Genomic DNA, 24,999 nt, shown 5'->3' with positions numbered 1-24,999 from the left:
AAAGAAAAATCAAATACTATCAGTAACTTAAAAACAAACACCTTGTATTTAATTATCTAAAAAACCGCTTGCTTCCAGAATTATCTCAAAACCTCCACCCCGCTTTTCAGCTTATTTATCCCCCAACACATCAGGTGTACATTACCCCCAACCGAACCACTGTGCGGAGGGCTCATAATTACCTTTAGGTAAGTACCCCATAACGTAACATCATTCAGATTTAATGTTTTCCTTTATGGCCTTTAACGCTGAGTTAAAAGGCGGCCGTGTTATGCAATGGATTCATGATAAACAAATGGCAAATAGATATGGAAAGATCGCTTCGCTTCACTACGTTATTCTTTTATCGCACCACAATATTATTGTTCCTGGTATTACTCTTTCCTGTTCTGGTTCAGGCTGATGAATCCGTTTATGAGCATCAGATTCAACAGGCACGTAACGGTAATTACGCTCTGTTTCTTGATTATGTACAGCGCTACGAGCAGCAGCATGCTTTAACGCCCGAACGGGTTGCGGACTGGTTACAGGTAGCCTCCTGGGCGGGCCGCGATAACGAGGTTATTCAGGTCTGGCAGCGTTATGGCATCTATATGCCGCTGCCCGCTCGCGCCATCGCTGCCGTCGCGCAGTCAAGAAGAAACCAAAAAGCCTGGCCTTCCGCCTTAACGCTGTGGAAAGAGGCGCGCAGCCTTGCGCCGGATAACGACGATTACCGCATCGGCTACGTTAAGACCCTGGCCGACGCCCGCATGGATCGCCTCGCGCTTCGGGAAGCCCGGCAGATGGTTAAGGACGATCCTTCTCCCGCGCACCTTGAGACGCTCTCCTATGTCTGGATGCGTCAGGGAAAAAGCTGGGATCGGCTGCTGGCGGACATGCGCGCGCTGAACGCCGCACCGGGGAATACAGCCCTTCTTCGCGAGACGATCGATGCGCTAGCGGATAACAGGGTAAGCACGCCCGCGCTCTGGCTGTCACGAAGCGCGGCGCTGTCCCCCGCGGAGCGTCGCCGCCTTGAACGTAACGCCGCTGCCGAAATGGTTCGCCTGGCGGACGTGCCCGGCAGAACGGAGAAAGAGCGCCTGCGGCTGGCGCAAAACGCGTTAGATCGTTACTACGCCCTGCTTTCCCGCTGGCAAAGCGAACCGCAGGCGGCAGAAGACGTCATCCTTGCCTGTATCGATCGGCTTGGCGCGCTGTATGCGCACGGTGATTACCGGCAGGTCATTAGCGAATACCAGGCGCTGACAGCCGCACGGCATCCGGTGCCGGAGTGGGCCATCGGCTGGGCGATATCCGCCTATTTGCAGGAGAAAAACACCGCCGCCGCCTTCTCGCTTCTGCAGCGCTATCCACGGTACGCCTCCGATCCGCAGGACGAGGAGCACGCGCTTTTCTACGCCTGGCTGGATACGGGGCAGTACCAGGCCGCCCGCCGCTACGTTGAGCGCCAGACCCGCAGCGTCCCCTGGATCCGCTACGACTTCGGGTCCCCGACCGCTCAGCCGAACGATCGGTGGCTTACCGGGCAGTCGCTCACATTTAACTATTTGCTGGCGACCAACGCCCTGCCGGAGGCCGAAAGGCTGGCGCATCGTCTGGCGTCAACGGCGCCGGGCAATCAGGGGTTACAGATTGACTATGCCGCCCTGCTTCAGGCCAGGGGCCTGCCGCGCGCGGCCGAGCAAAAGCTTAAGCGAGCGGAGGCGCTAGAACCTTCGAATCTGGAGCTTGAGAAACAGCAGGCTTACGTCGCAATGGACCTTCAGGAGTGGCGACAGATGGATTTACTGACTGAGGACGTGATAGCCCGCGCGCCCGACGATCGCAGCGCCCGCCGTCTGGACAGGCTCAGAGCGGTCCACCACATGTCTGAACTGCGTCTGAACGCGGGTAAAGGATTGCACTCGGACAATCCCGTCAGCGGCAGCCACGACATGAGCTGGGACGCCACGCTCTATGGCCCGCCCATGGCGGATAGCTGGCGGCTGTTTGCCGGCGCCCGCTATGCGCAGGGCAATTTTGACGAAGGTAAAGGCATCAGCCGCCACCTGCTGGGCGGCGTTGAGTGGCGGCCCCGCGACCTCACGCTCGAGGCCGAGCTCTCCAGCAACCGCTATCACGGTAAAAGCACGCCGGGTGCCCGGCTGTCAGCAACTTACAGCCTCAACGATAGCTGGCAGGCCAGCGGTAGCCTCGAGCGGTTGTCCCGCACCACGCCATTACGGGCGCTCCGCAATGGGATCGGCGCGAACCGGGGCGAAGGCGGAGTGCGCTGGTACCAGAACGAGCGCCGGGAGTATCGGCTCAGCGCCGCCGTTAGCCGCTTCTCAGACCATAACCGCCGTCAGGAATACGCCCTCACGGGGAAAGAGCGTCTCTGGCAAAGCCCCTCCCTGACGCTGGATCTCGAACCGGGGATCGCCGCCAGCAAAAACAGCCTGCGGGATACGCTCTATTACAACCCCGAGCGGGATCTCTCCGTCACGGCAGCCCTGTCCGTTGACCATGAGATGTACCGCCACTACGACACCCTCTGGAGCCAGCAGATTGTGGCCGGCGGCGGCGGATACTGGCAGAAAAATCAGTCGCCTGGCGCCGTTACCCTGCTGGGCTACGGGCAGCGCGTTCAGTGGAATAACGTCATTGATACCGGGGTGATGCTGAACTGGGATAAACGCCCTTACGACGGCAAACGCGAAAGCAATCTTTCCGTCTCGTTTGATGCGACTTTACGCTTTTAAGGATGAATATGCTGAACACACGTTTTTCCGTGAGACTGTTACTCATCGCCTGCCTCTGCCTCAGCGCGAGCGTTTGCGCGCAGGCGATCTCGTTTATTGCGCCCAAAGAGAGGCCGCAGCAGGAGGCGAGCAAGCCCTGGCCGAAAAACCAGTTTCTGGTTCTCGCCTATCACGACGTAGAGGATGATGCCGCCGACCAGCGCTACCTCTCCGTTCGCACCAGCGCGCTAAACGAGCAGATCGGCTGGCTTTTGCATAACGGCTATCGCGCCATCAGCGTGCAGGACATTCTTGATGCCCATGACGGAAAGAAAACGCTGCCGCCGAAAGCCATTTTGCTCAGCTTTGACGACGGCTACAGCAGCTTTTATACCCGGGTCTGGCCGCTGCTTCAGGCATGGAACGTTCCTGCGCTGTGGGCGCCGGTGGGCAGCTGGGTGGATACGCCGGAAAATCAAAAGGTTAACTTCGGGGGGCTGATGACGCCCCGCGATCGGTTCGCGACGTGGGACATGGTGCGCGAGTTAAGCCGCTCCCCGCTGGTTGAAATCGGCTCGCATACCTGGGCCTCACATTACGGCATCCCGGCCAACCCGCAGGGCAGCCGCGAACCGGCCATCGCCAGCCGCTTTTACGATAAGGCGACGGGACGCTATGAAACTGACGCGCAGTTCAGCCAGCGGATAGGCGATGACGTCCGCAAGGTGACGGATAAAATCACCCGGGTAACCGGAAAAGCGCCGCGCGCCTGGGTCTGGCCGTACGGTGCTGCCAACGGCACGTCGCTCTCCATTGCCGAAAAACAGGGCTACCGGCTGGCCTTTACCCTGGAGGACGGGCTGGGGGACGTGCGCAACCTCAGCAGCATTCCCCGCCTGCTGATTGCCGGAAATCCCTCGCTCAAAACCTTTGCCAGTACGGTCAGCCAGATCCAGGAGCACGATCCCGTGCGCGTCATGCACGTCGATCTCGACTACGTTTACGATCCCGACCCGGCCCAGCAGACCCGGAATATCAACAAGCTAGTCCAGCGGGTCTACGACATGAAAATAAGCCATGTTTTCCTCCAGGCGTTTGCCGACCCGCAGGGCGACGGCAAAATCAAAGCGCTCTATTTCCCCAACCGCCGGCTGCCGGTCCGGGCCGATCTCTTTAATTTTGTCTCCTGGCAGCTCCAGACCCGGGCGGGCGTAAAAGTCTTCGCGTGGATGCCGGTGCTCTCGTTCGATCTCGATCCTTCCCTGCCTCGCGTTCAGCGTCGGGACCGTCAGGCAGGTACATTGCTCGACGCCACCGACCCCTACATCAGGCTTTCGCCATGGGACCCGCGGGTTCGCCAGCAGGTGACGGAAATCTATGAAGATTTAGCCCGGCATGCCAGCTTCAACGGGATTGTGTTCCATGACGACGCGGTGCTGACGGACGTTGACGATGCCGGGCAGAATACCGCGCGCCAGAGGAGCCAGCTGCTTATTGGGTTTACCCAGGCCCTGAGCCGGGCGGTAAAGGACATCCGCGGCCCGCAAACCAAAACCGCGCGCAATATGTTCGTCCTGCCCATTCTGCAACCCGAAAGCGAAGCGTGGTTTGCGCAGAATCTTGACGATTTTCTGGCGGCCTATGACTGGACGGTGCCGATGGCAATGCCCCTGATGGAGTCCGTCCCGGCAGAGGAGAGCAATGCATGGCTGACGCGCCTGGTTAAGGCCGTCGCCGCGCGGCCCGGCGCGCTCAATAAGACCATTTTTGAACTACAGGCGAGAGACTGGTCGCAAAAACCGCAGCGCCCCGTTTCCGACGAGCGTCTGGTGGAGTGGATGCGCGTGCTCCAGCTGAACGGCGTCAAAAACTACGGCTACTACCCCGACGATTTCATTAACAACCAGCCTGCTATGTCCCGTATCAGGCCTGAATTATCTTCCTACTGGTATCCTGACAATGACTGATCGCATTATCGCATTCTCTATTTTATGCCTGGTGTTCGGGCTGCCATTAGGCGTTGCCGCCCTGTTTACCGGCGAGCTGATCCTGGACTTTGTGTTCTTCTGGCCGCTGTTCATGTCCGTACTGTGGATAACCGGCGGTCTCTACTTCTGGTTTCAGCTCGAACGACGCTGGCCGTGGGGCAAAGAAACGCCAGCCCCGACGCTCGCCGGTGAGCCGTTAATTTCCATCCTTATTCCCTGCTTCAACGAGGAAAGGAATGCCAGAGAGACCATCGGCGCCGCGCTGGCTCAGCGGTACGAAAATATTGAAGTTATCGCCATTAACGACGGCTCTTCCGACAATACCGCCCGGGTGCTGCACCAGCTCGCGCTGGAGCAGCCGCGCCTGCGGGTGATTAACCTCACGGAGAACCAGGGGAAGGCCGTAGCGCTCAAGGCCGGGGCGGCGGCGGCCCGGGGCGATCTGCTGGTCTGCATTGACGGCGATGCCCTGCTCGACCGCGACACGGCGGCGTATCTGGTGGCGCCGCTGATCCAGTATCCCCACGTTGGGGCCGTCACCGGCAACCCGCGGATCCGCACGCGCTCGACGCTGATAGGCCGTATTCAGGTGGGCGAGTTCTCATCCATCATTGGGCTTATCAAGCGGACGCAGCGGATCTACGGACGGGTCTTTACCGTCTCGGGCGTTATCGCCGCCTTTCGCCGCCAGGCGCTGGCGGACGTCGGGTACTGGAGCCCGGACATGATCACCGAAGACATCGACATCAGCTGGAAGCTCCAGCTGCGCCACTGGGATATCTTTTTCGAGCCGCGGGCGCTGTGCTGGATCCTGATGCCGGAGACGCTCAGGGGCCTGTGGAAACAGCGCCTGCGCTGGGCGCAGGGCGGCGCGGAGGTATTTCTGGTCAACCTTCGCCGGATCGTGCGCTGGGAACACCATCGCATGCGGCCCCTGTTTTTGGAGTACGCGCTGTCTACGCTGTGGGCGTTTGCCTACGCGGTGACGGTACTGTTATTCATCATCAGCCATGTCGCGCCGGTGCCCGCCAACCTGACCGTTGAAACCCTCTTTCCACCGGCGTTTACCGGGCTGCTGCTGGGCCTGATGTGCCTGATGCAGTTCCTTGTCAGCCTGTACATCGAGCGGCGGTACGAGCGAAAAGTGGCAGGCTCGCTTTTCTGGGTGATTTGGTTCCCGATGGTCTACTGGATGATCGGCCTGTTCACCACCCTCGTTGCATTTCCAAAAGTCATGCTTAAGCGCCAGCGCGCCCGCGCGCGCTGGATCAGCCCGGACCGGGGAAAAGGACGTCTTCAATGAACGAAAATACCTTAATTTTGACCGAACACCGGCTACTGCCGCGCCTTTTCGATACCGCGCTAACCCTGCTGGCGTGGGGTGGATTTCTGTTTTTTCTGTATGCCAGGCTGTGGATGCAGTTAACCGAGGAGAGCGAGTACCGGTGGGGAGACATCATTGCTTCCTTTAACACGGTGCTGATCTATCTGCTGCTCGCCGCGCTCAACGGCTGGCTGCTGATTTTGTGGTATCAGTACAATCGTCGATGTACCCACGTGAGGCGCCGCCGTGCGGGCTATTTGCACCATGACGAGCTTGCCAGAAGCTTTGACGTTTCACCGCAGCTGATCTCGGAGATGAGCCAGTACAACCTGCTGACGGTCTATCATGACCAGATCGGCCGCATCATCGATCTGAAGATTAGCGAGCAGGAGGACGAGGAAGAACAGTAAGAAAAAGCCCCCGCAGGTTAACCGCCGGGGGCTTTCTTATCGCTGGTACGAATTAGTTATCTTTCACCACGATCAGCGGTTCAATATCGCTCTCTTTCTTCACCACCAGCGATTCATCGCCGCGCAGGCAGGTCCCACCGTAGTTTCCGCCCACGGTAAACGTACAGACCTGAATGTACTTGCCGTCGACCTTCGGCAGGCACCACAGCTGCTGATAGATATTTTTACGATCGACAAACCTGCCGCTGGATTTGTCCAGCAGTTCGTCCCGAGCGCTGATGAGATCGATATTGCTGCCGCAGCGTCCGGCGATCGGCTTAACGGCATAGCCGGTCTGCTTCAGCAGGTCGTTAACCTCAAAATCGGTGTCGAGCAAATAGCGATGGTTCGGGAACAGCTGCCACAGCACCGGCAGGATCGCCTTGTTGCCGGGGATCACCGTCCACAGCGGTTCAAAGACCAGCACCTCCGGGCGCAGCAGGACGTCAATCAGGCGCACTTCCCCTTGCGGGTGCCCGGTGCGGATCGGCACGGCGGCGTATTCGGTTTCGCTCACCTCGCGGATCTGCTCTATCGCCGTTTCCCACGCCCAGGTCTTCCACACGCAGTTAACGTGACGGCCTTCGTCATCAATCAGCTGTCCGGCAGCGTCCCAGCCCAGCGCGCCCAGCCCATGCAGGATTTTGGTTTCAAACCCGGCCTGCATCAGCGAGCGCTGAATAAAGAGCGCGTGGTAATCCTCTTCGATATCGTTGTCCTGCATGATGTGCACGAACGGCCGCGCGTGGCTGTGCTTCCAGGCGCCGGTCAGCTCCTCCAGCAGCCCTTCCGCCGGGTTATGGCCGTTGCCGCGATAGCCGTTTTTCACCCACTCTTCGAGGATCAGGCCCCCCTCGGTATGGCAGGACGCGGAGTCCGCGTTGTACTCGTAAACCTTTATGCCGCGCTCGTCCATGCAGAAATCCATACGGCCGGTGATCATATGGTGACGACGCCACTGCCAGGAGAGGCGCAGGCGCGGCCAGAGTATTTTCGGGATGTCGAAAAGCGCCAGCAGGCTGTCGTCCTTCAGCACTTTGTCGGTTGCGTGGAGGTACATCAGATGCAGCTCGTTGGTGGCTTTGATCAGCTCCTGCTCGGCGCTCCCGGTGATGGTGAAGTAGTGGCACGGATCGCTGTTGATGACATGACCGTTCGCGCGGACGTACGCCTGCTGCAGCGCGTCGTTTTCGTTGAGCCACTTTCCGTCGAACTGGCGGTTGTTCTTCAGCCGCGCGCCGCGGATCTTCAGCAGCTCGCCGTCGATCTCCGGCTGAGGAATGCTGTGTTCAGTATCCGCCGTCTGGATCATCCAGCCGAGGATCTCGGTATCGCTGAAGGTGTCGTGAAGGGTGTAGCAGCCGTTCTCTACGGTAAGGCGCAGCTCGCGCGTCCACTGCTGCCCCATAGGCAGAGGAGAATGGATCACGTTCTGCTCGGCTATGCGCACCCTGTCGTCCAGCAGCTGGGTAATGACGGCAACGTGGCCGGTCTCGTGGAACTCCCCGCCCTTTTGCCAGATGAGCAGCGCGCCGGCCTGCGGCGGACGCTTTGAACCATTGACAAAGGCCTGGAGCGGCAGGATGTTATCGTTCACCACCTCGCGTAAAAAACGCAGGGAGAAGATCTCCCACGCCATGCCGACGTCGGTAAAGACAAAACCGTGGTTGAGGAAGAGGAAGCGGCGCGCAAATTCAACGCACTGCCATTTATGGCCCATGTATTCATTGCCAATATAGCTGCGGAACTCCGCGTCTTCCGGGTAGTTACGCGGATCGAGGCTGCCGTAATTCGAAGAGTAAATCGCCACGCCACCCGGCGCGTAGCCTAATAACGTCCCGAAGGGTGCATCACTGCTTAACGTTCCTTTACGCATGTGTCCAACCTAAAACAGGCAGGCGGCAATTTTTTGTGGGATTTGTCGTCGTCTGCACGTTGTAATTAACTGACAGAGGTGCCGTTATCATACACCCGCCCCGACCATTACGCTCACATCGTTAAACGCCCCTCCCATCTCCTGCTACACTGCCTCAACACAACACCAAAAAGGCAGGCCAACATGTCAGAGAACACCTATCAGCCACCAAAAGTGTGGGAATGGAAAAAGAATAACGGCGGCGCGTTCGCCAATATCAACCGCCCCGTTTCAGGCGCCACGCACGAGAAAGATCTGCCCGTGGGCGCGCACCCGCTCCAGCTTTACTCGCTGGGCACGCCGAACGGGCAGAAAGTCACCATCATGCTGGAAGAGCTGCTGGCGCTGGGCGTGACGGGCGCGGAGTACGACGCATGGTTAATCCGCATCGGCGAGGGCGATCAGTTCTCCAGCGGCTTTGTGGACGTGAACCCGAACTCAAAAATTCCGGCGCTGCGCGACCACTCAACCACCCCGCCGACGCGCGTCTTTGAGTCCGGCAGTATCCTGCTGTATCTGGCCGAGAAGTTTGGCCACTTCCTGCCGAAAGATCCGGCGGGACGCACGGAGACCCTGAACTGGCTGTTCTGGCTCCAGGGCGCGGCACCGTTCCTGGGTGGCGGTTTCGGCCACTTCTACAGCTATGCGCCGGTGAAGATTGAGTACGCCATCGATCGCTTCACCATGGAGGCCAAGCGCCTGTTCGACGTGCTGGACAAGCAGCTGGCGCGCGGGCGCTACGTGGCAGGCGAAGAGTACACCATCGCCGACATGGCAATCTGGCCATGGTTTGGCTGCGTGGCGCTGGGCAGCGTGTATAACGCCGCCGAGTTCCTCGATGCAGAGAAGTACACCAACGTGCAGCGCTGGGCAAAAGACGTGGCGAATCGCCCGGCCGTGAAGCGCGGACGCATCGTTAACCGCACCAGCGGCGAGCTGAACGAGCAGCTGCATGAACGCCATTCAGCAAGCGACTTTGATACCCAGACGGAAGATAAACGTCAGGCCTGATAAGTGGCCGGGCGCCCGAACGGGTGAAGCAACACGCGATAAATCACGATCGAAACCAGCCTGCGCGCTGGTTTTTTTTTGCGTGATGTTGCGGTTTACGGCCTGAAAAATTCATACTTCCGCTTATTCTGTTTCCTTCGCAAGGATCTTTTATGTCAGACCAGACGCTCAGGCAGACCCGACAGCAGGACATCCTCAACCTGATGAGTAAAAGCGACTGGCTGACCACGGAGGCGCTGGCGGATAAGCTTTCCGTCAGCAAAGAGACGATCCGCCGGGATCTGAAAGCCCTGCAGCAGCAGGGCAAGATCCTGCGCCAGCATGGACGCGCGCGCCTGATTCGTCTGGACAGCCGCGACAGCGGAGAGCCTTTTGGCGCGAGGCTGAAAAGCCATTATGCCGACAAAGCCGATATTGCCCGCCACGCGCTGAGCTGGATCGGCGAAGGGATGACCATCGCCCTTGACGCCAGCTCGACCTGCTTTCATCTGGCGCGCCAGCTACCGGATATCGAACTCACCGTTTTTACCAACAGCCTGCCCATCTGCCAGGAGATGGCGAAGCGCAAGCGAACCACGTTAATCTGCTCCGGCGGAACCCTTGAGCGCAAGTATCGCTGCTATGTTAATCCGGCGCTGGTGACGCAGATTAAAGGGCTGGAGATAGACCTGTTCATCTTCTCCTGCGAGGGCGTCGACGAGCAGGGCGTGCTTTGGGATCCCTCCGGGCACAACGCGGCCTATAAAGCGCTGCTGTTAAGCCGCGCCAGCCAGTCGCTGCTGCTCATCGACAAAAGTAAATTTAAGCGGTCGAGCGAGGTGAAGGTCGGCCAGCTGTCGCAGGTCACGGAGGTTATTCAGAGCGAGGGCGGGAAGCGATAAGGGCGTCAGGCCGGGCATTCCGGCCTGACGCACGGACGTTACGCGGTAAGGCGGAACTTCTGCACCGAGCGCTGGAGCTCTTCTGTCTGGCGTTCCAGCGCGGCGGCGGCGGCGGAAACCTGCTCCACCAGCGAGGCGTTCTGCTGGGTTACGCCGTCCATCTGCGTGATGGCAACGCCTACCTGGGAAATCCCTTTGCTCTGCTCCTCCGACGCGGTGGCGATCTGCTTCATGATGACGGTCACTTCGGTCACGTCGCGCAGGATAGCTTCCATGGTGGTGCCGGTATCGTTCACAAGCCGCGCTCCCTGCTCCACGCGGGCAACGGAATCGGCAATCAGCCCTTCGATCTCTTTCGCGGCGTTCGCGCTGCGGCTGGCAAGGTTACGCACCTCCCCTGCAACTACCGCAAAACCGCGCCCCTGCTCTCCCGCACGGGCCGCCTCCACCGCGGCGTTAAGCGCCAGGATGTTGGTCTGGAAGGCGATGCTGTTAATCACGGTGGTAATTTCCGCAATTTTCTTCGAGCTGTCCGAGATGCCGCTCATGGTCGTCACCACGTCCTCCACCAGCGAGCCGCCACGGCTGGCCGTACCGGAGGCCACGTCCGCCAGCTGGCTGGCCTGACGCGCGCTTTCGGCATTCAGCTTCACCGTTGCGGTGAGCTGCTCCATGCTGGCAGCGGTCTCTTCCAGGGCGGCGGCCTGCTCTTCGGTACGCGAAGAGAGATCGTTATTACCGCTGGAGATCTCCGTTGCGCCACGCCAGATATTTTCGCTGCCGGAACGGATAGTACTGACCGCCTCCCGCAGGCTGTCCTGCATGGCGCTCAGCAGCGGCACCAGTTGACCCACGCAGTTGCGGCCAAAGGGCTCAATCGGCTGGCTGAGATCGCCCTGCGCAATCTGACGAAACTGCTGGCGGATGCGTTCCAGCGGTTTTACCAGCATCGCCACCAGGTAGCGGTCAGTGAAGAGCAGGATCAGCAGACCCGCGATCGTGGCGGTGATAATCACCGTCCGGGTCATGCTGGTGAGGCCGTCGACGATAACGCGCGTGCTGTCGAGCGCCTTCGCGGCGGTATCGTTGAAGTTCTCAGCCGCTGCCCCGAATGCACGGCTCAGGGGTGGCGTGACGCTGTTAGCGTGCTGACGATAGCCTTCGAGCGTCGCCTGCTTCGCCTGCGCCATCTGCGGCGTTACGCCCTGGTCAAGCAGCGCCTGCCAGGTGGAAATCACCTGCGCAGAGACTTTTTCATCCATCGGCCCCGGGGAGATAGCCTTCATCTCCGCCAGCTTTTTCCCCATGTTATCCAGCGCCTGCTGGGCGGAGGACAGGTCCGGCGTGCCGCCTGCCGCTTTGACCTCCATCGCACGGCTCAGGCGGGTGACGAAGCGGAAGTACTGATCGTTACCCTGGCTCAGCACCGTCATCTGCCTGACCAGCTGGCGGTCGACCTCATTACCATCAGAAACACGGGACAGCGACCAGGTGCTGTAAAGCCCCACGCCTGCCCACATGACGCAAAAGATCCCCAGTATCGCCAACAGGACGAAACGGATGGTGAAATTACGAAGCATATTCATTAAGTATTCCTTGCCGTGAGGGTGAATTCGCCCATAGGCGAGTACTTTCCTCGTTATCGGCAGGAAAAGACGAAGTTATAATCTTTCGCGCGTAATTTTATAAAATTTTTTACTGGGCCGGTTTACGAGCGATAACGATAATCGTCGGCGCGGAAATCCTGTCCGGAAAAATGTGTGTTTTTACATTACGGCTGATAAGAAAATGTAAAACAGTTACACATAAAATTAACCTTAAAATTCGGAAGGCTTACCTCACTCACAGATAAGATCGATAGATAGCGCCAGCTTTAGTAAGAAACCCCTTAATTTGCGTGCTAATCATTCAGCCAGATTTATACAATAAATATGTTTTAAATTATTTATCACACAAATCTATTTTTCCGGCATCTTAAGCCTGTTCTGATGTTTAAAATTTCATTACACCCCACCTGCTTAAGAAAGTTCTGAATTTGCATGAAGTGGTTTAAAAAAAAAGCCGACTTTTTTATTCAGAGAAATTCAAATGCGCAAATTAACGAACCTGACCCTGCTTTCGCAGAGTATTGTAATGGCATTGGCCTCATTCAGCGCCCATGCGTCCATCACGCCTGCCGCATCCACGCCGGATTGCAAAGATGGCGCGACAACCCAAACCTGCGGATTATCTATATATGACCATGGTAATTACTTTGAGGATCCAGGAGTAACCAATGCCGTTATGGCGAACGCTACGGCAACCAATATTTATATGGATGGCCATCGTAAAGAGGGTGATACCCAAACGTTGACCGTCTCCGGCACGGATATGTCTGGTCATTATATTCAGGGCAGCAACGGCGGCACAGTGAATATCAACCTGAACAACGGCGCAACCGTGGATATGATTGAGACCGGTTCAGAATTTAAAACAACCAATACGACGATAACGGTCGATAGTTCGACGCTGAACGGTGAAAACAGCGCGGGTGATTACGACAGAGATAAAGCTTATATGATGGGCTCCGCCATTTATCTTGACCCGATGGATAAAGGCTACCATAACGTGAATATCCAGAACGGTAGCGTTCTGCACGGCAGTATTGTAAGCGCGGGCGCGGGTGTGCAAAACATTAACATCAGCAACAGCACGATGGATAAAGGTGGCATTTACGCGGGTAGCGATAAATCTGATACCACCATTACCCTGACCAACGCCACGGTAGACGGATCTCAAAGCGAGATTGCCCAAAATATCGATACGCTGGCGGAAAAACTTAGCGAATATCAGCCCTTCAGCGATTTGAATCTGGATGCGTTTGGCGACGTCGCCGTTGCCATGTACGGCACAAAAGCCGATTCGCTGACACTCAATAACAGCACCGTGACGGGTGATATCGGCGTGATTAACGAAAAAGGCACAACCACCCTTTCGCTGAATAACCGTAGCGTGGTGAACGGCAATATTACGCTGGGCGGAAATTCAGCCAATTCGGTTCTGGTGGATAACAGCACAATTAACGGCGCAGTGAATACCAGCCAGAACAGCGGTAACACCACCATCACCCTGCAAAATAACGCCACGGTGAATGGCGATATTACCACCGGCGCGGGTGATGACACGGTTGTGCTCACCAATAACTCCCACGTTAACGGCGACGTTGACGGCGGTGACGGTAGCGATACGCTTTCAATGGACGCCGGCAGCGCTATTTCCGGCGAAATAAGCCAGTTCGAGACGGTAAATACCACCAGCGATAACAGCATCGCCATTGATAAAATTCACGATGCGACCAGCTGGAGTTTGCAAAACGGCTCCACGCTCATTGCCGCCACCACCGGCAGCAATGCGATGGTTACGATGAGTACCGACAGCTTTGTGAACTTCGGCACTATTACCGGGGCCAATAATGCGGTCATCGTAAACAGCATTACCCCGTCCGCGATGAATCAGCAGGGCGTCATCCTCGGCACCTTCACCACAGCAGGCAGCAGCGCACCGCAACATTATGCCGCCGCAACCTTCACCAACGGCAAGCAGGAGGTTGAAAACCGCAGCGGTGCCTATAACTACGATAACAGCCTGAATATTGTTGCTGCCGACGCGGCACCGCAGACGATGCTGGCAGCCGATAATAGCCAGAGCTGGAATATTGAATTTAACAGCCAGAAGGGAAGCCTCGCCAGCGACGTCCAGGGGCTGGTTGCGGGTCTGGATGCCGCCGAGCAGGCCGGGCATCAGGTTGCGGATGACATTAGCAACCATATGAACCAGGTTCATCTCGCGAATATGCTGGGCGACGAGCAGGACGGCGCGCAGGTGTGGGGCGATTTCCTCTACCAGAACGGCAACTTCAGCAACGACGTGGACTATAAAAGCATTACCCAGGGCGCGCAGGGCGGCGTTGACTGGACGGCTCACCTGAGCAACGGCGACAGCGTTACCGGCGGTATTGCCCTGGCCTGGACGCGCAGCCGCGTGCAGGACACCAGCAACGGCGCAGATAGCTTCAATGACAGCGTTTACGGTAACTACTACAGCCTTTACGGCGGCTGGCAGCAGGCGCTGAACGGCAGAACCTGGGGCCTGTTCGCTGACGGCAGCTTCAGCTATGGCGATATGCGTTACTCCCTCTCCGCCAGCAACGTCACCGGCGATACCAGCGGCATGACCGAGGCGCTGAGCGGCTCGACGGACGGTAGCCTGTATCTGGCGCAGGCCCGCACCGGTGTTAACGTACTGCTGCCTGGTGAGACCCTGCTGCAACCTTACGCCACCTTAGGCTGGGATGAGACAAAAGCAAACGGGTTCTCCGACAGCGAAGTGACCTTTGCCGACAGTCAGGTCTCTTCCTGGAACGGCGGCGCCGGGGTACGTCTGACCACCATGCTTACCGATCTGAACAAAAACGTGACGGTAATGCCGTGGGTGGATGCCCGCTTCCAGAAAGAGTTCAGCGATGATACGGACATTAAGGCAGCGGATTACCACAACACCGCCGGTCACAACAACAGCATGGGGATCTTTGGGGCAGGCATTAACGCCAGCATCGCGCATAACTTCACGCTCAATACCGGCGTGTATGTTGGCACGGGAGACGTGGATAACGATGCCAGCGTGCAGGCGGGTATGAGCTACAGCTTCTAAGCTCGGACGGATTGCCGGGCGGCAGTTCCCCCTGCCCGGCAATCCGCTGGCCCAACGCAGAGCGTTAGCTCAAGTATTTCTCAAACCACCCCAGCGTGCGTTTCCAGGCGAGCCCGGCTGCGGGCTCGTCGTATCGCGGGGTGGAGTCGTTATGAAAGCCGTGGTTAACGCCGGGGTAGATGTAGGCTTCATACACCTTATTATTGGCCTTAAGGGCCGCCTCGTACGCAGGCCATCCTTCATTAATATTTTTATCGAACTCCGCATAGTGCAGCAGAAGCGGCGCGTTGATTTTCGCCACATCGGCGGCTGTCGGCCATAAAACGGCACCGCGCACGCCAGCTCCGGGTAAGCGACTGCTGCGGCATTAGATACGCCGCCGCCATAGCAGAAGCCGGTTATCCCCACTTTGCCGGTCGCATCTGGACGATCCTTCATGAACCCGACGGCGGCAAAGAAGTCATTCATCAGCTTTGTCGGATCCACCTTCTGCTGTAGCGCCTTCCCCTCTTCGTCGTTGCCTGGATAACCGCCCACCGAACTGAGGCCATCCGGTGCCAGGGCCAGATAACCGGCTTTTGCCACGCGGCGTGCCACATCTTCGATATACGGGTTCAGGCCGCGGTTTTCATGCACCACCACCACGGCAGGTATTTTTCCGCGGGCCTTAGCGGGTTTCACCAGGTAACCGCGTACCTCGCCATGCCCCTCAGGTGAGGGATAGGAAATATATTCCGGGAGAATATCCGGGTCGGTAAATTTGACCTGCTCTGCGAGGGCGTAATTGGGTTTAAGCATATTGAACAGCGCCAGCGCCGTCACGCCGCCAGCGGCATAGCGTGCCGCGAGGTTAAGGAATTCTCGTTTGCTGATTTTACCGTGGGCGTAGTAGTCGTAGTAATCGAGCAGCTCTTGTGGAAAATCTTTGGCAGTCAGGCGCGTCATCGCTTATCTCCACGATTTATGGTTTGATAAGCATAGAATGAAAACGCTGTTTCGAAAATTCATCGACACGAAAGGAGACATCATGTCCTGGCACCCTTACACCGGCCGATACGAGAATATGCAGTACCGTTACTGCGGTAAAAGTGGCCTGCGCCTGCCGGCGCTGTCGCTGGGCCTGTGGCACAGCTTTGGCCACGTACAGGCGCTCGATTCACAGCGCGCGCTGCTGCGTAAAGCCTTCGATCTCGGCATTACCCATTTTGACCTTGCCAATAACTACGGCCCCCCTGCGGGCAGCGCTGAGGAGAACTTTGGTCGGCTGCTGCGGGAAGATTTTGCCGGCTATCGCGACGAGCTGATCGTCTCCACCAAAGCGGGTTATGACATGTGGCCAGGCCCGTATGGTTCAGGCGGCTCTCGTAAATACCTGCTCGCCAGCCTCGACCAGAGCCTGAAACGCATGGGCCTGGACTATGTGGATATTTTCTATTCTCACCGCGTGGACGAAAACACGCCGATGGAGGAGACCGCCTCCGCGCTGGCACACGCGGTGCAGAGCGGAAAAGCGCTGTATGTGGGTATTTCGTCCTACTCCACGGAACGCACGAAGGTGATGGCCGAATTGCTGCGCGAGTGGAAAATCCCGCTTTTGATCCATCAGCCGTCTTACAACCTGCTGAACCGCTGGGTCGACAAGACCGGCCTGCTGGATGCGCTGGAGGAAAACGGGACGGGCTGTATCGCCTTCACCCCGCTGGCTCAGGGCCTGCTGACCGGAAAATACCTGAACGGTATTCCTGACGGTTCACGCATGCAGCGCGAAGGCAAGAAAGTGCGCGGCCTGACGGAGAACATGCTGACAGAAGCCAACCTGAGCAGCCTTCGTCTGCTGAATGAGATGGCGCACGCGCGCGGGCAGACGATGGCGCAGATGGCGCTGAGCTGGCTGCTGAAGGATGAGCGAGTAACGTCAGTGCTGATTGGCGCGAGTCGCCCGGAACAGCTGGAGGAGAACGTTCAGGCGCTGTCTAACCTGCGCTTTACCGAAGATGAACTGACGCGGATTGACCAGCACGTTGCGGATGGTGAGCTGAACCTGTGGCAGGCCTCGTCGGATAAATAGTGCGGCCTGTTTCCCTGACCCCTCACCCTGTCCCTCTCCCCAAAGGGGAGAGGGTAAAAGGCCGCACCGGACAGTCCCCTCTCCCCTCCGGGGAGAGGGTTAGGGTGAGGGCCGCGGTAAAATCACTTCTTGCTGATCTTATCCAGATACCCCATCACAAACGCCGACAGCACGAACGTCAGGTGGATAATCACATACCACATCAGCTTGTTATCCGGGACGTTCTTGGCGTCCATGAATACGCGTAACAGGTGGATAGACGAAATCGCCACAATCGACGCCGCAACCTTATTCTTCAGCGATGACGCGTCCATCTTACCGAGCCAGCTGAGCTTTTCCTTGTGCTCGGCGATATCCAGCTGAGAGACAAAATTCTCATAGCCGGAGAACATCACCATCACCAGTAATCCGCCCACCAGCGTCATATCCACCAGCGACAGCAGCACCAGAATTAAGTCTGCTTCCGCCACCGAGAAAATGTTTGGCAGGACGTGGAAAATCTCCTGGAAGAACTTGATCGTCAGGGCGACCAGCGCCAGGGAGAGACCAAAATAGACGGGTGCGAGCAGCCAGCGAGAGGCATACATTGCGTTTTCAAAGAAGCGTTCCATAAAATCCTGTCTGCAAACGAAACCAGCGTCCAGTATATCTCAACGTCGCTGGCTGTTTGCAACAACTAACCAGGAGGTCGCTTACACCTCATCAGGATCCACTTGCGGGCGCGCGTACTCCGGCCAGACCAGCCCCACCAGCTCCGGGTAGGCCTCCAGGCTAAACTCGCGAAAACACTGGCGCAGGTTTAATACGTCTAAATCGGAATATGAGACCTTCTCGCCATTCAGACAGCGCTTTTTGATATTGTCATAATATTTATAAACGGCCGAATTAAGGTCGCTACACCGGCGCTGCGCGTCGAACAGCCCCGGCGTATCATTAATGTCGGACATTTTCATGCGCTTTATTGTCGCATGAAGAAAATCGATATATTCGTGATTGACCCGCCAGTACCAGACCGGCGTCACGGCGTTCATCAACAGGGAGAAATGATCTTCGCCCTCTTCTTTGGACATCAATTCTGGCTGCGGTGCTTCACCGGCATCTTTCGACACTTTCGGCTTATTAAACTCTCGCATCAATAAAAGCACGCCAGCGGTCAGTAACAGTAACGTTATAACCGTAAAGAAAATGCTGTTCATGGGTAGGCTCCATTTTTTTTGATTTTAAAATTGCCTCATGTTATTGTCAACGAATCTCACCCTTTTTCCATTCCCACCTTTTTGAAATTAAAGGAAATTAAAATGCTGCCCGACAATCTTGTCCCGGCAAAGTACCACATTACGCCTGTGGAACAGCCTACGACGGAAGCAGATAAAGAGGCGAATTTCACTCAAGGAAAAAGAAAACTCTCCGACTATGAAGCCGACATATTAATTGGCGTTTCGCGTACCGGGAAATCCCGTAATATGGTGCTGGAAGAGCACGACCGCCATTTAAAAGACCGCTTATTTCGGGCCATCAAGATCGAAGCGTTTGTTCATCTGCTAAATGATTTGCAGGCCGAAGGGGAAATAGATGCCCAGGCTCTAAGTCAAATAATGGCCGAAAAAACCCAGCAAATAAATGAAGCCGGAAATGAAATTTGGCTTAATTTAATCACCCGAGAAAAAAACGGTCCCATTTTTTATAACCTGGGGGAAGAATAGCGTGAATAATGAGAGCGGCAATAACGTTTATTTGACTTTAGATGATAAAAAAAGCGATGAATTTATCTTAAAGCAGAATCTAGACGCGCTAAAAAAGATAAAAAATGACGAGATGACGCGAATCACCCAGGATCTGATTTCGATCCCGGCCGCGCTGGTGCGCCTGAAATGGCACAATCGTCGGGAAATCTATCCCTTGCAGGTCAAAGAGGAGATTTATGGCGCGGTGATGAACGCCCTTATCGACCAGCGTCCTGAGCTTAAGGAGAAGCTCCTCGGCCGGCTGGAGGCGAACTATCAATACCTGCTGGCCCGCGAGACCGCTACCCTGCGCCTGACCCGCAGGCTTTCAGAAGGCCGTTACCGCACATCAAACGTCACCTGCGTGGCGCTCAATGAAGAGGCACCGGCGGTATCCCCGGACGCTCACGCTTAACCGCGCAAAAAAAAGCTGGCTTTCGCCAGCTCTTCGTTTTATTTCGCGGCCGCTTTCTCTTCGCCGACCAGACCAATCTTCAGGTACCCCGCCTGATGCAGCGTGTCCATAACCTTCATCATGGTTTCATAGTCGACGGTTTTATCCGCGCGGAAGAAGACGGTGGTGTCTTTCTTGCCGCCGGTCAGCTGGTCCAGCGCCGGAATAACGGAGGCATCCGTCACCGGATCGTTGCCGAGGAACATGGATTTATCCGCCTTCACCGACAGGTAGATAGGCTTTTCCGGACGCGGCTGCGGCTGGCTGGAGGACGCGGGCAGATTCACCTTCACGTCCACCGTCGCCAGCGGCGCGGCAACCATAAAGATAATCAGCAGAACCAGCATAACGTCGATAAACGGCGTCACGTTGATTTCATGCATTTCGCCGTTATCGTCCAGATTTTCATTAAGACGCATTGCCATACAATCAACCTACGCGCAGTTTGGACGCCGCATGCACCGGCTTAACGGCGCTGGCGTTCAGGTCCAGATCGCGGCTTTGCAGCAGCAGAACCTGCGCAGCAACGTCGCCCAGGGTGGCTTTGTAACTGCCAATCATGCGGGCAAAAATGTTATAGATAACGACCGCCGGGATAGCGGCGACCAGGCCGATAGCCGTTGCCAGCAGCGCTTCTGCGATACCCGGCGCAACCACCGCCAGGTTAGTGGTCTGCGTCTGGGCGATGCCGATAAAGCTGTTCATGATGCCCCAGACGGTACCGAACAGGCCGACGAACGGGGAGATCGCGCCGATAGTCGCCAGATAGCCGTTACCGCGGCCCATATGACGGCCAACGGCAGCAACGCGACGTTCCAGACGGAAGCCGGTACGCTCTTTAATGCCTTCGTTATCTTCACTGCCTGCGGAGAGTTCCAGCTCGTTCTGAGCTTCGTTCACTAACAGTGTGGTCAGGCTTTTCGCATGAAAGGACGAGGTTATATCAGAAGCCTGATCCAGAGAGCGGGCTTCTGCCAGCTGCTTCTGCTCACGCTTGAGGCGGCGCTTTTGTGAAAGAAGTTCGGCGCTCTTGCTGAAGAAGATAGCCCAGGTGATCACGGACGCCAGAATCAGGCCGATCATCACAATCTTAACTACGATGTCAGCATGTTGATACATGCCCCAAACGGAGAGATCCGTCTGCATCAAATTATTACCCACTCTGTATCTCCAGGACGCAAATCACAAAATCTGAACGTAATAATATCAAAACGTCGTCGAATTGATAGTAGTTCTCATTAGTATTTACATAGTGCCGTAATTTTCGCTCACTTTCCTTGCGCTTACGCAGTAAAAATTTTTTATGCGTATTTTTAATAATATTTTCTGCTTATTCGATAAGCATGCGGATGCACATTTTTGCAATCGTGGTAGTCTGGACGTCCAGACGTATAAAAATAGGGTTAGCGAACATGACTAAGAAGCAGCTTGAGACCACGCTGGTGCAGGCAGGACGCAGCAAAAAATACACCCAGGGCTCGGTCAACAGCGTGATACAGCGCGCCTCGTCGCTGGTGTTTGATACCGTTGAGGATAAAAAAATCGCAACGCGCAATCGCGCAAAGGGCGGGCTGTTTTACGGTCGTCGCGGCACGCTAACCCACTTCTCGCTGCAGGAAGCCATGTGCGAACTGGAGGGCGGCGCGGGCTGCGCGCTGTTCCCGTGCGGTGCGGCGGCGGTCGCCAATACCATCCTGGCGTTTGTGGAACAGGGCGACCATGTCCTGATGACCAATACCGCCTACGAGCCAAGCCAGGACTTCTGCACCAAAATCCTCAGCAAGCTCGGCGTCACTACCAGCTGGTTCGATCCGCTGATTGGGGCAGGTATTGCCGACCATATTCAGCCCAACACGCGCGTGGTGTTTCTGGAATCTCCCGGCTCCATCACCATGGAAGTCCATGACGTCCCGGCCATCGTGAAGGCGGTGCGCAGTAAAGCTCCGGAGGCGATCGTGATGATCGACAACACCTGGGCGGCGGGCGTGCTGTTTAAAGCGCTGGAGTTTGACGTTGATATCTCCATTCAGGCGGCCACCAAATACCTGATTGGTCACTCCGACGCCATGATTGGCACGGCGGTTTCCAACGCCCGCTGCTGGGACCAGCTGCGTGAAAATGCCTACCTGATGGGGCAGATGGTGGACGCCGATACCGCCTACATGACCAGCCGCGGCATCCGCACGCTCGGCGTGCGCCTGCGCCAGCATCATGAGAGCAGCCTGCAAATCGCGCAGTGGCTGGCCCTGCACCCGCAGGTGGAGCGCGTTAACCATCCGGCGCTGGCGGGCAGCAAAGGACACGAATACTGGCAACGTGACTTTACGGGCAGCAGCGGGCTGTTCTCTTTTGTTCTTAAAAAGCGGCTCAATGACGCCGAGCTGGCACGCTATCTGGATAACTTTACCCTCTTCAGCATGGCCTATTCATGGGGTGGATTCGAATCCCTGATCCTGCCTAACCAGCCGGAACAGATTGCGGCACTGCGCCCGGGCGGCGAAGTGGACTTCGAAGGAACCCTGATCCGCCTGCATATCGGGCTGGAAAATGTGGACGATTTAATTGCGGATTTATCGGCAGGATTTGAGCGCATCGTGTAAAGTGCTGGCTGAAATGTACGCCCCGGACGCCATTCTGAACACCGCAAGCGGAAAAGTCTGTATGAGATGCACCTGCGATCAACCCCGACAGGCCAATTTGGGAGTACAATAGCGTTATATCTGCTGTTCCACAGGAAAGTCCATGGCTGTTATTCAAAATATCATCACGGCGCTCTGGCAACACGATTTTGCCGCGCTGGCGGACCCGCACGTCGTCGGGATTGTCTATTTCGTGATGTTCGCGACGCTGTTTCTGGAGAATGGACTACTGCCAGCCTCATTTTTACCCGGCGACAGCCTGCTTCTGCTCGCTGGGGCGTTGATCGGCAAGGGGGTGATGGACTTCGCCCCGACAATGGTGATCCTCACCTCGGCGGCCAGCCTCGGCTGCTGGCTGAGCTACCTTCAGGGGCGCTGGCTCGGAAACACCCGCGCGGTGAAAGGCTGGCTGGCACAGCTGCCGCATAAATATCACCAGCGCGCCACCTGCATGTTTGACCGCCACGGCCTGCTGGCGCTGCTCGCCGGGCGTTTTCTGGCGTTTGTTCACACCCTGTTGCCTACGATGGCGGGCATATCGGGCCTGTCCAACCGCCGCTTCCAGTTCTTCAACTGGCTGAGCGCCCTGCTCTGGGTGGGCGTGGTAACCACGCTCGGCTACGCGCTGAACATGATCCCGTTTGTTAAGCGCCATGAAGACCAGGTGATGACGTTCCTGATGGTGCTGCCGATCTTCCTGCTGGTTGCGGGCCTGGTCGGCACAATCGCGGTGGTGATTAAGAAGAAGTATTGCAGCGCCTGATTCCCCATCCTGATTCTCTCCCCGTGGGGAGAGAATCAAAAGCCTAAGCGCCCTGCATCGTTCTGATGCGCGACGCATCCTCCCCCGGCGTAACGCCGAAGTAGCGCTTAAATTCCCGACTGAACTGCGAGGCGCTTTCATACCCAACCCGCATCGCCGCCGCGCTGGCCTTCATGCCGTCGTGGATCATCAGCATGCGCGCCTTATGCAGACGGTAGGTTTTGAGATACTGCAACGGCGACGTGCTGGTAACGGATTTAAAGTTGTGGTGAAACGCCGAGACGCTCATGTTGGCTTCCGCCGCCAGCTGGTCAACGCTGAGGTTTTCCGTGTACTGGCTCTCGATGCGCTTCAGCACGCGGCTAATCAGGCTAAAGTGCGTCTGGCGGCTTACCAGCGCCAGCAGCGCCCCGCCGCCCGGCCCGAGCAGCACGTGATAAAGAATTTCGCGGATAATCTGCTTCCCGAGAATACGCGCATCCAGCGGCCTGTCCATCACGTCCAGCAGACGCTCGATGGCACAGAGGATCTCATCCGACAGCGTTGCCGAGTTGATGCCGCTTGCCGCCATCGACGGCCGGAAAAGCTCATCTTCCCCTATTTCCATCAGCAGCTCCTGCAGCTGGAGAATGTCGACGTTGACGCGAATGCCTGCCAGGGGCACCTCCTCCGTCGCGAAAGTTTCACATTCGAAGGGTAAAGGTACCGTAAGAAGCAGATATTCATTGGTGTCGTAACGGAACACGCGCTCGTTGATATAGCCAATCTTATGGCCTGAAAAGAGAAAAACGATGCCTGGCTGATACATCACCGGGGTGCGCGTCCCGGGCTGAGTGCCGTAGAGCAGCCGGATATCCGGCAGCAGTTCGGACGCATTATTTTCATTATCTATCAGTTTCTTAATCTGCGACGTTAGCTGACGGCAGATGGCATCACGGTTCATTTTTAGTTACTCCGGGTACGGTTTCCGACGCTATCAGTGTGCGCATTTTCGTTCCGTTTCTCCAGCGCGCTGTAGAAATGGGCAAGACATCGGCAGGAATGTGCATTGAGAGGATAGCGCCTGCCCGCCACAATGTGCAGCATCAGGTTGCCTTCTGCGCCACCACGATTTTTCACCCACTAAAGGGAACGAGCAATGAACAACTTTAACCTTCACACCCCAACCCGCATTCTGTTTGGTAAAAACGCTATCGCTGAGCTGCGCGCGCAGATCCCGACGGATGCCCGCGTGCTGATTACCTACGGCGGCGGCAGCGTGAAAAAAACCGGCGTGCTGGATCAGGTTTACAGCGCCCTCGAAGGTCTGGACGTGCGCGAGTTCGGCGGTATCGAGCCAAACCCGTCTTACGAAACGCTGATGAACGCGGTGAAAATCGCCCGCGACGAGCAGATCACCTTCCTGCTGGCGGTGGGCGGCGGCTCCGTCCTGGACGGCACCAAATTTATCGCGGCGGCGGCGCATTACGCTGACGGCGTCGATCCGTGGCACATTCTGGAAACGGGCGGCAGCGACATTACCCGCGCAATCCCGATGGGTTCAGTGCTGACCCTGCCGGCCACCGGTTCAGAGTCCAACAAAGGCGCGGTGATCTCCCGTAAAACCACCGGCGACAAGCAGGCCTTTATGAACGAACACGTTCAGCCCGTGTTCGCCATCCTGGATCCGGTTTACACCTACACCCTGCCCGCGCGCCAGGTGGCGAACGGCGTGGTCGACGCTTTTGTGCATACCGTTGAGCAATACGTCACGTACCCGGTCAATGCCAAAATTCAGGATCGTTTCGCGGAAGGCATTTTGCTGACCCTGATTGAAGAAGGTCCGAAAGCGCTCAAAGAGCCTGAAAACTACGACGTGCGCGCCAACGTGATGTGGGCAGCCACGCAGGCGCTGAACGGCCTGATCGGTGCCGGCGTGCCGCAGGACTGGGCAACCCACATGCTCGGCCACGAGCTGACGGCGATGCACGGTCTGGATCACGCCCAGACGCTGGCGGTAGTTCTGCCTGCGCTGTGGAACGAAAAACGTGACGCCAAACGCGCTAAGCTGCTGCAATACGCCGAGCGCGTATGGAACATCACTGAAGGTGATGACGATGCACGCATCGATGCCGCAATTGAAGCAACCCGTCACTTCTTTGAAAGCCTGGGCGTGCCAACCCGTCTCTCAGACTACGGCCTGGACGGTAGCTCCATCCCTGCCCTGCTGGCGAAGCTGGAAGCCCACGGCATGACTCAGATCGGCGAGCACGGCGATATCACCCTTGACGTTAGCCGTCGCATTTACGAAGCGGCACGCTAGGCGTTTTTAGGATCCTGACTTTCGTTTTTTGACATTTCGTCCAGACTTAATGCACACCACATCGTC

At 56.9% G+C, this 24,999-nt stretch carries 20 protein-coding genes and 1 pseudogene; 13 read left to right on the top strand and 8 right to left on the bottom strand.

Features of this window, described 5'->3' with window-relative positions:
- Positions 1 to 308: 308 nt before the first annotated feature.
- From pgaA to pgaD, 4 genes are read left to right on the top strand one after another with little or no spacing between them, the layout of a single operon-like run.
- Positions 309 to 2,747: a poly-beta-1,6 N-acetyl-D-glucosamine export porin PgaA gene (pgaA, locus tag HWQ14_RS08805; RefSeq protein ID WP_176609498.1), complete on the top strand. Its 2,439-nt coding sequence runs from the start codon at positions 309 to 311 to the stop codon at positions 2,745 to 2,747.
- Between the two features lie 8 nt (positions 2,748 to 2,755).
- Complete coding sequence (pgaB, locus tag HWQ14_RS08800) at positions 2,756 to 4,693, top strand: poly-beta-1,6-N-acetyl-D-glucosamine N-deacetylase PgaB (RefSeq protein WP_176609497.1); 1,938 nt, start codon at positions 2,756 to 2,758, stop codon at positions 4,691 to 4,693.
- On the top strand, positions 4,686 to 6,017 hold the full coding sequence (gene pgaC, locus HWQ14_RS08795) for a poly-beta-1,6-N-acetyl-D-glucosamine synthase (protein ID WP_176609496.1): 1,332 nt from the start codon (positions 4,686 to 4,688) through the stop codon (positions 6,015 to 6,017). The genes pgaB and pgaC overlap by 8 nt, the downstream gene beginning before the upstream one ends.
- Entirely contained in the window at positions 6,014 to 6,448 is a 435-nt protein-coding gene (gene pgaD, locus HWQ14_RS08790) for a poly-beta-1,6-N-acetyl-D-glucosamine biosynthesis protein PgaD (protein ID WP_176609495.1), read from the top strand. The genes pgaC and pgaD overlap by 4 nt, the downstream gene beginning before the upstream one ends.
- 52 nt (positions 6,449 to 6,500) lie before the next feature.
- Here the strand turns inward: pgaD and gss are convergent, their stop codons facing one another.
- Complete coding sequence (gene gss, locus HWQ14_RS08785; RefSeq protein WP_176609494.1) at positions 6,501 to 8,363, bottom strand: bifunctional glutathionylspermidine amidase/synthase; 1,863 nt, start codon at positions 8,361 to 8,363, stop codon at positions 6,501 to 6,503.
- A gap of 183 nt (positions 8,364 to 8,546) precedes the next feature.
- Here gss and yghU point away from each other — a divergent pair, with 183 nt between their 5' ends.
- Complete coding sequence (gene yghU, locus HWQ14_RS08780) at positions 8,547 to 9,413, top strand: glutathione-dependent disulfide-bond oxidoreductase (RefSeq protein ID WP_176609493.1); 867 nt, start codon at positions 8,547 to 8,549, stop codon at positions 9,411 to 9,413.
- A gap of 152 nt (positions 9,414 to 9,565) precedes the next feature.
- Complete coding sequence (fucR, locus tag HWQ14_RS08775) at positions 9,566 to 10,294, top strand: L-fucose operon activator (protein WP_176609492.1); 729 nt, start codon at positions 9,566 to 9,568, stop codon at positions 10,292 to 10,294.
- A gap of 38 nt (positions 10,295 to 10,332) precedes the next feature.
- Here fucR and HWQ14_RS08770 read toward each other — a convergent pair whose 3' ends face one another.
- Complete coding sequence (locus HWQ14_RS08770; protein WP_176609491.1) at positions 10,333 to 11,880, bottom strand: methyl-accepting chemotaxis protein; 1,548 nt, start codon at positions 11,878 to 11,880, stop codon at positions 10,333 to 10,335.
- Positions 11,881 to 12,382: 502 nt separating this feature from the next.
- Between HWQ14_RS08770 and HWQ14_RS08765 the strand changes: the two genes are divergently transcribed.
- A complete protein-coding gene (locus tag HWQ14_RS08765) occupies positions 12,383 to 14,983 on the top strand; it encodes an autotransporter outer membrane beta-barrel domain-containing protein (protein WP_176609490.1) in 2,601 nt (866 codons plus the stop codon).
- 64 nt (positions 14,984 to 15,047) lie between these two features.
- Here HWQ14_RS08765 and yghX read toward each other — a convergent pair.
- Positions 15,048 to 15,928 (bottom strand): annotated as a pseudogene (gene yghX / locus HWQ14_RS08760) (YghX family hydrolase).
- 82 nt (positions 15,929 to 16,010) lie between these two features.
- Here yghX and HWQ14_RS08755 point away from each other — a divergent pair.
- Positions 16,011 to 17,051: an aldo/keto reductase gene (locus HWQ14_RS08755; protein ID WP_176609489.1), complete on the top strand. Its 1,041-nt coding sequence runs from the start codon at positions 16,011 to 16,013 to the stop codon at positions 17,049 to 17,051.
- Positions 17,052 to 17,173: 122 nt separating this feature from the next.
- Here HWQ14_RS08755 and HWQ14_RS08750 read toward each other — a convergent pair whose 3' ends face one another.
- Together HWQ14_RS08750 and HWQ14_RS08745 are read right to left on the bottom strand one after the other, a co-directional pair.
- Entirely contained in the window at positions 17,174 to 17,662 is a 489-nt protein-coding gene (locus HWQ14_RS08750) for a TIGR00645 family protein (RefSeq protein WP_003862473.1), read from the bottom strand.
- 81 nt (positions 17,663 to 17,743) lie between these two features.
- A complete protein-coding gene (locus tag HWQ14_RS08745; protein ID WP_148418479.1) occupies positions 17,744 to 18,247 on the bottom strand; it encodes an ESA_00282 family adhesion-associated protein in 504 nt (167 codons plus the stop codon).
- 102 nt (positions 18,248 to 18,349) lie between these two features.
- On the opposite strand from HWQ14_RS08745, the gene HWQ14_RS08740 reads away from it, so the two are divergent.
- A complete protein-coding gene (locus HWQ14_RS08740; protein ID WP_148418478.1) occupies positions 18,350 to 18,754 on the top strand; it encodes a hypothetical protein in 405 nt (134 codons plus the stop codon).
- Position 18,755: 1 nt separating this feature from the next.
- Positions 18,756 to 19,190: a cytoplasmic protein gene (locus HWQ14_RS08735; protein ID WP_176609488.1), complete on the top strand. Its 435-nt coding sequence runs from the start codon at positions 18,756 to 18,758 to the stop codon at positions 19,188 to 19,190.
- 38 nt (positions 19,191 to 19,228) lie between these two features.
- Here the strand turns inward: HWQ14_RS08735 and exbD are convergent, their stop codons facing one another.
- Both exbD and exbB read right to left on the bottom strand, forming a co-directional pair.
- Positions 19,229 to 19,654: a TonB system transport protein ExbD gene (exbD, locus tag HWQ14_RS08730; protein ID WP_001251472.1), complete on the bottom strand. Its 426-nt coding sequence runs from the start codon at positions 19,652 to 19,654 to the stop codon at positions 19,229 to 19,231.
- Positions 19,655 to 19,658: 4 nt separating this feature from the next.
- Complete coding sequence (gene exbB, locus HWQ14_RS08725) at positions 19,659 to 20,390, bottom strand: tol-pal system-associated acyl-CoA thioesterase (protein ID WP_003862482.1); 732 nt, start codon at positions 20,388 to 20,390, stop codon at positions 19,659 to 19,661.
- A gap of 251 nt (positions 20,391 to 20,641) precedes the next feature.
- On the opposite strand from exbB, the gene metC reads away from it, so the two are divergent.
- A complete protein-coding gene (gene metC / locus HWQ14_RS08720; protein WP_176609487.1) occupies positions 20,642 to 21,829 on the top strand; it encodes a cystathionine beta-lyase in 1,188 nt (395 codons plus the stop codon).
- Between the two features lie 142 nt (positions 21,830 to 21,971).
- Positions 21,972 to 22,631 (top strand): DedA family general envelope maintenance protein YghB, encoded by a 660-nt coding sequence (gene yghB / locus HWQ14_RS08715; RefSeq protein ID WP_176609486.1) that lies wholly within the window; start codon positions 21,972 to 21,974, stop codon positions 22,629 to 22,631.
- A gap of 43 nt (positions 22,632 to 22,674) precedes the next feature.
- On the opposite strand, the gene HWQ14_RS08710 is transcribed toward yghB, so the two are convergent.
- The gene (locus HWQ14_RS08710) at positions 22,675 to 23,574 is read right to left on the bottom strand and encodes an AraC family transcriptional regulator (protein ID WP_176609485.1); all 900 of its coding nucleotides are present in this window, start codon (positions 23,572 to 23,574) and stop codon (positions 22,675 to 22,677) included.
- A gap of 195 nt (positions 23,575 to 23,769) precedes the next feature.
- Between HWQ14_RS08710 and yqhD the strand changes: the two genes are divergently transcribed.
- Positions 23,770 to 24,933, top strand: coding sequence for an alcohol dehydrogenase (yqhD, locus tag HWQ14_RS08705; protein WP_148418473.1), 1,164 nt, complete (start codon positions 23,770 to 23,772; stop codon positions 24,931 to 24,933).
- Positions 24,934 to 24,999: the final 66 nt, after the last annotated feature.

It is taken from the genome of Enterobacter cloacae, assembly GCF_013375935.1.
Lineage (GTDB): Bacteria > Pseudomonadota > Gammaproteobacteria > Enterobacterales > Enterobacteriaceae > Enterobacter > Enterobacter pasteurii.
This window is presented reverse-complemented; position numbering and strand designations above follow the sequence as displayed.